This is a genomic window from Brevundimonas sp., from assembly GCF_031412435.1.
Lineage (GTDB): Bacteria > Pseudomonadota > Alphaproteobacteria > Caulobacterales > Caulobacteraceae > Brevundimonas.
The window spans coordinates 1-7,368 of record NZ_JANODA010000020.1; the positions used below are offsets into that span (position 1 = coordinate 1).

The 7,368-nt window shown below is 67.4% G+C and carries 4 protein-coding genes; all 4 read left to right on the forward strand.

Features of this window, described 5'->3' with window-relative positions:
• The first annotated feature begins 2 nt into the window (after positions 1 to 2).
• The gene (locus tag RMO01_RS03715) at positions 3 to 896 is read left to right on the forward strand and encodes a glycine--tRNA ligase subunit alpha (protein ID WP_309627703.1); all 894 of its coding nucleotides are present in this window, start codon (positions 3 to 5) and stop codon (positions 894 to 896) included.
• Positions 896 to 2,962, forward strand: coding sequence for a glycine--tRNA ligase subunit beta (glyS, locus tag RMO01_RS03720; RefSeq protein WP_309627704.1), 2,067 nt, complete (start codon positions 896 to 898; stop codon positions 2,960 to 2,962). The genes RMO01_RS03715 and glyS overlap by 1 nt, the downstream gene beginning before the upstream one ends.
• A 105-nt stretch (positions 2,963 to 3,067) precedes the next feature.
• Entirely contained in the window at positions 3,068 to 5,146 is a 2,079-nt protein-coding gene (locus RMO01_RS03725; protein WP_309627705.1) for a catalase, read from the forward strand.
• Positions 5,147 to 5,306: 160 nt separating this feature from the next.
• Positions 5,307 to 7,368: pyruvate, phosphate dikinase (ppdK, locus tag RMO01_RS03730; RefSeq protein ID WP_309627706.1), on the forward strand; the 2,062-nt coding region annotated here is incomplete at its 3' end.

The window sequence follows — 7,368 nt, forward strand, 5'->3', positions numbered from 1 at the left end:
TCCTGACGCTTCAGAAGTATTGGGGCGATCGAGGCTGCGCGATCCTGCAGCCGTATGACGAACAGGTCGGCGCCGGCACCCTGCATCCCGCGACCGTTCTCCGCGCCCTCGGCCCGCGCCCGTGGAAGGCCGCCTATGTCCAGCCCAGCCGCCGCCCCGGCGACGGCCGCTATGGCGAGAACCCCAACCGCCTCCAGCACTATTACCAGTTTCAGGTTATCCTGAAGCCGAACCCGGCGGACCTGCAGGACCTGTATCTTGGCTCGCTGCGCGCCATCGGCATCGATCCGAAACTGCACGACATCCGCTTCGTCGAGGACGACTGGGAGAACCCCACCGTCGGGGCCTGGGGTCTGGGCTGGGAGGTCTGGTGCGACGGCATGGAGGTGACGCAGTTCACCTATTTCCAGGGCGTCGGCGGCATCGAGGTCGACATCGTCTCGGGAGAGCTGACCTACGGGCTGGAACGTCTGGCCATGTACGTCCAGGGCGTCGACAACGTCTATGATCTGAAGTTCACCAAGGAGGGCCTGACCTATGGAGAGGTCTTCCTCGAGAACGAGCGTCAGCAGAGTGAAGCCAACTTCCACGGCTATGACATCGAGGGGCTGAAGGGCCGGTTCGAGGATATGGAGGCGGAATCGACCCGTCTCCTCGCCATGACCGGGCCCCAGGGTCAGCAGCTGGTCCTGCCGGCCTACGATCAGGTCCTGAAGGCCTCACACCTGTTCAACCTGATGGACGCTCGCGGCGCCATCGCCGTCGCCGAACGCCAGAGCTACATCGGCCGCATCCGCGACCTCTGCAAAGCCTGTGCGCTGGCCTATGTCGAACAGGAGCGTGCTTCGGAAAGCGCCAGGAACTACGCCCACGATCCGCTCTTCGGTACGCTGTAATGCCCCAACTCCTCCTCGAACTGTTCTCGGAAGAGATCCCCGCCCGCATGCAGGCCGGCGCCGCGCGCGACCTCGAACGCATGGCCTCCGAACGGCTGAAGGCCGCCGGGCTGACGTATGACACCCTGACCACATACGCCGGCCCGCGCCGGCTGACCCTGGTGGTCGAGGGCCTGCCGGTCGCCACGCCCGAGCGCAGCGAGGAGGTGCGCGGGCCGCGGGCCTCGGCGCCGGAACAGGCGCTGGAGGGCTTCTTGCGCAAGACCGAACTGACCCGCGCCGACCTGACCGAGCGGGACGGTTTTTTCTACGGGCTCATCCGTGAGCCGGGCCAGCAGACGACGGATCTTGTCGCCGACATGGTCGAACAGATCGTGCGCGGCTTCCCCTGGCCCAAGTCGATGCGCTGGGGCGACGGCACGTTGCGCTGGGTCCGGCCGCTGAAGCGCATCCTCGCCGTGTTCGACGGCCGGGTGGTTCCGTTCGAGATTGACGCCATGCCGGCCGAAACCGTGACCGAGGGCCACCGGTTCATGGGGGCGGCCAAGCCGTTCGCGGTCCATGATTTCGCCGACTATCGCCACAAGCTGGAACAGCATTTCGTCCTGCTGGACGCCGCCGACCGAAAGCTGAAAATCCTCGACGCCGCCCGCGCCGCCTGCCACGCGCAGGGCCTCGAACTCGTCGACGACGACGGTCTGCTGGACGAGGTCGCGGGCTTGGCCGAATGGCCGACGCCGATCCTCGGCGACATGGACCCCCAGTTCCTCGACCTGCCGCCCGAGGTGGTCCGGCTGTCGATGAAGGTGCACCAGAAGTATTTCGCGGTGCGCGATCCCGCCACCAGCAAACTGGCCCCGAACTTCATCGTCGTCGCCAATGTTGAGGCCTCCGACGAGGGCGTGGCCCTGGCGGCCGGCAACAGCCGCGTCCTGTCCGCCCGCCTGAACGACGCCCGCTTCTTCTGGGACGAGGACAAAAAGGTCGGCTTCGACGCCTGGTTGTCGAAACTGTCCGGCGTCACCTTCCACGCCAAACTGGGCACCCTGGCCGAGCGCGTCGAGCGCACCGCCGCCCTGGCTCGCGAGATCGCCCCCCTGGTCGGCGCCGACCCCGGTCAGGCCGAACGCGCCGCCCGCCTCGCCAAGGCCGATCTCGCGTCTGGCATGGTCGGCGAGTTCCCGGAGCTTCAGGGCGTCATGGGCGGCTACTACGCCCGCGCCTTCGGCGAGCCCGACGCCATCGCCGACGCCATCCGCGACCACTACAAGCCGCAGGGCCCGGCGGACTCGGTCCCGACCGCGCCCCTGACGGTGGCGGTCGCCTTGGCCGACAAGCTCGACACCCTCGTCGGCTTCTTCGCCATCGACGAGAAGCCCACGGGCTCGAAGGACCCGTTCGCGCTGCGGCGGGCGGCGCTGGGGGTGATCCGGCTGGTGCTGGAAGCGAAGGCTCGCATCAACCTGCACTTCATCGCAGTTGAGCATGCCAAAAGGTTGCTCGGCGCTGGCTACTTGGACGTGGTTGATCGGATTGAGGCCCTTCTGCAGTTTGTTGAAGAGCGGCTCGTTGTGCTTCTCCGTGATCGCGGTTCACGTCACGACATCGCAGCGGCTGCCTTTGCTACGATTGGAACGACTGAGATTTTCATCGACCAACTGGTGGCGCGAGTGGAGGCGCTGGACGCCTTCCTGTCGACCGACGATGGCTTGAATCTGCTGGCCGGTTACAAGCGCGCCTCCAACATCCTCAAGGCCGAGGAGAAGAAGGGCGCCGTCCCGACGGGCATGGTCCAGACCGGCCTGCCGAACCAGCCTGAGGCCGAGGTCAAACTCGCCTTCGCCGCGGAGGCCGCCCGCACGGCCGTCGACACGGCCCTCGACGCCGAGGACTTCGCCGCCGCCATGACGGCCCTGGCCGCCCTGCGCGCCCCGGTGGACGCCTTCTTCACCGACGTGATGGTCAACTCCGACGTGGCCGAAGAGCGCGACAACCGGCTTAAGCTGCTGGGCCAGGTGCGCACCGTCATGGGCAAGGTCGCCGACTTCGGGCAGGTGGCGGGGTAGGGGCTCAACGTCACCCGCCAGACACAGCGGTCGTTTCCACGGCCAAGCTGAGACCTTGAGCATACCCGCGCGTTCTGACCGCAACCTCGCAGTCAGGACTCCCCTATGCCCAATGCCAAGATGCCCACGACCCCCGGCAACGCCGGGGAGACCCACCAGACCGCCGCGACGCCCGAGACGCGGCTGACGACCAATCACGGCGTCCCCGTCAGCGACAACCAGAACACCCTGTCGGCCGGGCCGCGCGGGCCGCACCTGCTGGAAGACTTCGTCCTGCGCGAGAAGATCCAGCATTTCGACCATGAGCGGATCCCCGAGCGGATCGTCCACGCGCGCGGCTCGGCCGCCCACGGCGTGTTCGAGCTGACCGAGAGCCTGGCCGACTACACCACCGCCAGGATCCTGACCGAGGTCGGCAAACCGACCGAACTGTTCACCCGCTTCTCGACCGTCGCCGGCGGGGCCGGGTCGGTCGACACACCCCGCGACGTGCGCGGCTTCGCGGTCAAGATGTACACGACCGAGGGCAACTGGGACCTCGTCGGCAACAACATCCCGGTCTTCTTCATTCAGGACGCGATCAAGTTCCCCGACCTGATCCATGCGGTGAAGATGGAGGCGGACCGGGGCTATCCGCAGGCGGCGTCCGCCCACGACACCTTTTGGGATTTCATCGGCCTGATGCCCGAGAGCACCCACATGATCATGTGGGCGATGAGCGACCGCACCATCCCGCGGTCCTTGCGCATGATCGAGGGTTTCGGCGTCAACACCTTCCGCCTGATCAATGCGGCGGGGGAGGCGACCCTGGTGAAGTTCCACTGGCGGCCACGCCTCGGAACCCAGTCGACCTGCTGGGACGAGGCGGTCAAGATCGCCGGCGCCGATCCCGACTTCCACCGCCGCGACCTGTTTGAGGCCATCGACGCCGGCGACTTCCCGGAATGGGATTTCGGCGTCCAGCTGCTGACCCAGGATGAGGCCGACGCCCTGCCGTTTGACGTGCTGGACGCGACCAAGCTGATCCCGGAAGAGCTCCATCCCATCCGGTTCGTCGGCAAGATGACGCTGAACCGGAACCCGGACAACTTCTTCGCCGAGACCGAGCAGGTCGCCTTCCTGCCGACCAACATCCCGCCCGGCATCGACTTCTCCGAGGACCCCCTGCTGCAGGGCCGACTGTTCTCCTATCAGGACACCCAGCTGTCGCGTCTGGGAACGGTCAACTTCCACCAGCTGCCGATCAATCAGGCGAAGGGCTGCCCGTTCCAGAACATGCAGCGCGACGGCCAGATGCAGATGCAGGTGCCCAAGGGCCGCGCCAACTACGAGCCCAACAGCCTGTCCCAGGCGGGCGAGGACGGCGGGCCGCGCGAGGATCCCAAGGGCGGCTTCCGCACCTTCGAACAGCCCGTAGAGGGGACGAAAGTGCGCATCCGCGCCGAGACCTTCGCCGACCACTATTCGCAGGCGCGGCTGTTCTTCCTCAGCCAGACCGAGCCCGAACAGGCCCACCTGGCCAGCGCCCTGGTGTTCGAACTGTCCAAACTGACGATGGACCACGTCCGCGACCGTGTGCTGGGCAATCTGCAGAACGTCGATGCCGGGTTGGCCCAGCGCGTCGCCGACGGCCTGAACGTCAAACTGCCCGCCGCCAATCCGGCCGCCAGCGAACCCTATGACATGGACGCTTCGCCAGCCCTGCGGATCGTCGGCAAGTATCCCGATACGCTGAAGGGTCGTGCCGTCGGCATCCTGGTCACCGACGGGGCCGACGGCGCCATCGTCGACGCGGTCAGGGCAGCAGCCGAAGGCGCGGGTGCCACGGTCAAGATCGTGGCACCCAAGATCGGCGGCGTGACGCTGAAGGGCGGCAAGACGCTGAAGGCCGACGGCCAGCTGGCCGGCACGCCTTCGGTGATGTTCGACGCCGTGGCCCTGGTCCTGTCCGAGGCCGGCTGTGCCGAACTGACGAAGGAGGGGGCCGCGATCGATTTCGTCGCCCACGCCTTCGGCCACCTGAAGGCGATCGGCTTCACCGCCGAGTCGCAGGCTCTGCTGGACAGGGCCAATGTCGAGGCGGACGACGGCGTCGTCGACCTGGCCGACGGTGTGGATGCCTGGCTGGCCTCGGCCGCCACGCGACAGTGGGACCGCGAGCCCAAGGTCCGCACGCTGGCCTGATCGTGGATCCGGCGTCCCTGCCCCAGGGACGCCGGGACCGAAACAACCCATCACCCTTTGTTACAACCCGGCCTCGCCTTCGCGTGCGCAGCATTGTAGTCAGGTCGGCACGCGAGCGGGGCAAACCCGCCGACCTCGATACGGCTTCAGGGGACTACCGATGACCAACTGGGTGTACGGCTTCGGCGGCGGGTCCGCCGATGGCGATGCGTCGATGAAGAACCTTCTCGGCGGCAAGGGCGCGAACCTGGCCGAGATGGCGAGGCTGGGCCTGCCCGTGCCGCCGGGCTTCACTGTCACCACAGAGGCCTGCGTCCACTATTTCTCGAACGCGAACACCTATCCGGCCGACCTGGCGGAACAGGTCGCCGCCGGTCTCAAGACCGTCGAATCGGTCGTCGGCAAGGCCTTCGGCGATGCGTCCAACCCGCTGCTGGTGTCGGTCCGCTCCGGCGCCCGCGCCTCGATGCCGGGCATGATGGATACGGTCCTGAACCTGGGCCTCAACGACGCGACGGTCGAGGGTCTGGCCAAACTGAGCGGCGATCGCCGTTTCGCGTTCGACAGCTACCGCCGCTTCATCACCATGTATTCCAACGTCGTTCTGGGCCTGTCCCATGACGACTTCGAAGAGGTCCTGGACGACCACAAGGACCGTCTGGGCGTGACCGTCGACACCGACCTGTCGGCCGCCGACTGGGAAAAGGTCGTCGCCGAGTACAAGGCCGTGGTCGAGCGCGAACTGGGCCAGCCCTTCCCCCAGGATCCGAATGAACAGCTGTGGGGCGCGGTCTCGGCCGTCTTCGCCAGCTGGATGAACGACCGGGCCAAATTCTATCGCCGCATGCACGATATCCCCGAGAGCTGGGGCACGGCCGTCAACATCCAGTCGATGGTGTTCGGCAATATGGGCGAGACCTCGGCCACGGGCGTCGCCTTCACCCGCAATCCGTCGACCGGCGAGGCCCGCCTGTACGGCGAGTTCCTGATCAACGCCCAGGGCGAGGACGTCGTCGCCGGCATCCGCACGCCCCAGTCCCTGACGAAGATCGGCCGCGAGGAGATGGGCGAGACCGCCCCCTCCATGGAAGAGGCCATGCCCGCCGTGTTCGCCCAGTTCGTCTACGTCGTCGGCAAGCTGGAGAGCCACTATCGCGACATGCAGGACATCGAGTTCACGGTCGAACAGGGCCGACTGTGGATGCTGCAGACCCGCAACGGCAAGCGCACCGCCAAGTCGGCGCTGAAGATCGCCGTCGATCTCGCCGCCGAAGGGGTCATCTCCGAGGAAGAGGCCATCAGCCGGGTGGAGCCGTCGGCGCTGGACCAGCTTCTGCACCCGACGCTCGACCCGAGCGCCGCCCGCACCGTGGTCGCCACCGGCCTGCCGGCCTCACCCGGTGCCGCCACCGGCAAGATCGTGTTCGACGCCAACGAGGCCGAGCGACTGGGTCAGCTGGGCGACGCCGTCATCCTGGTCCGCGAGGAGACCAGCCCCGAGGATATCCACGGCATGCATGCGGCCCGCGGCATCGTCACGGCGCGCGGCGGCATGACCAGCCACGCGGCGGTGGTCGCACGCGGCATGGGTCGCCCCTGCGTCTGCGGGATCAACGCCCTGTCGATCAACGAGCACGCGGGCACCTTCACCGCCAACGGCCGCACCTTCAAGGCGGGCGAGATCATCACCATCGACGGCTCGAAGGGCGAGGTGCTCGAAGGGTCCGTGGCCATGATCGAGCCGGAGCTGACCGGCGACTTCCAGACCCTGATGGCCTGGGCCGACAAGGTTCGCCGCCTGAAGGTCCGCGCCAATGCCGAGACGCCGCTGGACGCCCGCACCGCGCGCGGCTTCGGCGCCGAGGGCATCGGCCTGTGCCGGACCGAGCACATGTTCTTCGACGACACCCGCATCGCCGCCGTGCGCGAGATGATCCTGGCCGACGACGAGAAGGGCCGCCGCGCCGCGCTCGCCAAGATCGCGCCGTTCCAGAAGTCGGACTTCGTCGAGCTGTTCACCATCATGGCTGGCCTGCCGGTGACGGTGCGCCTGCTGGACCCGCCGCTGCACGAGTTCATCCCGCACACCGACGCCGAGATCGACGCCCTGGCCCTGACGCAGGGGCTGGACGCCGCCAAGCTGAAGCGGCGGGCGAAGGAACTGCACGAGACCAATCCGATGCTCGGCCACCGCGGCTGCCGCCTCGGCGTCGCCTATCCCG

What these genes read in the sequence shown, in the direction of transcription:
- glyS (WP_309627704.1), top strand. Translation starts at nt 896, where the DNA reads ATGCCCCAACTCCTCCTCGAACTGTTCTCGGAAGAGATCCCCGCCCGC.
- RMO01_RS03725 (WP_309627705.1), top strand. Translation starts at nt 3,068, where the DNA reads ATGCCCAATGCCAAGATGCCCACGACCCCCGGCAACGCCGGGGAGACC.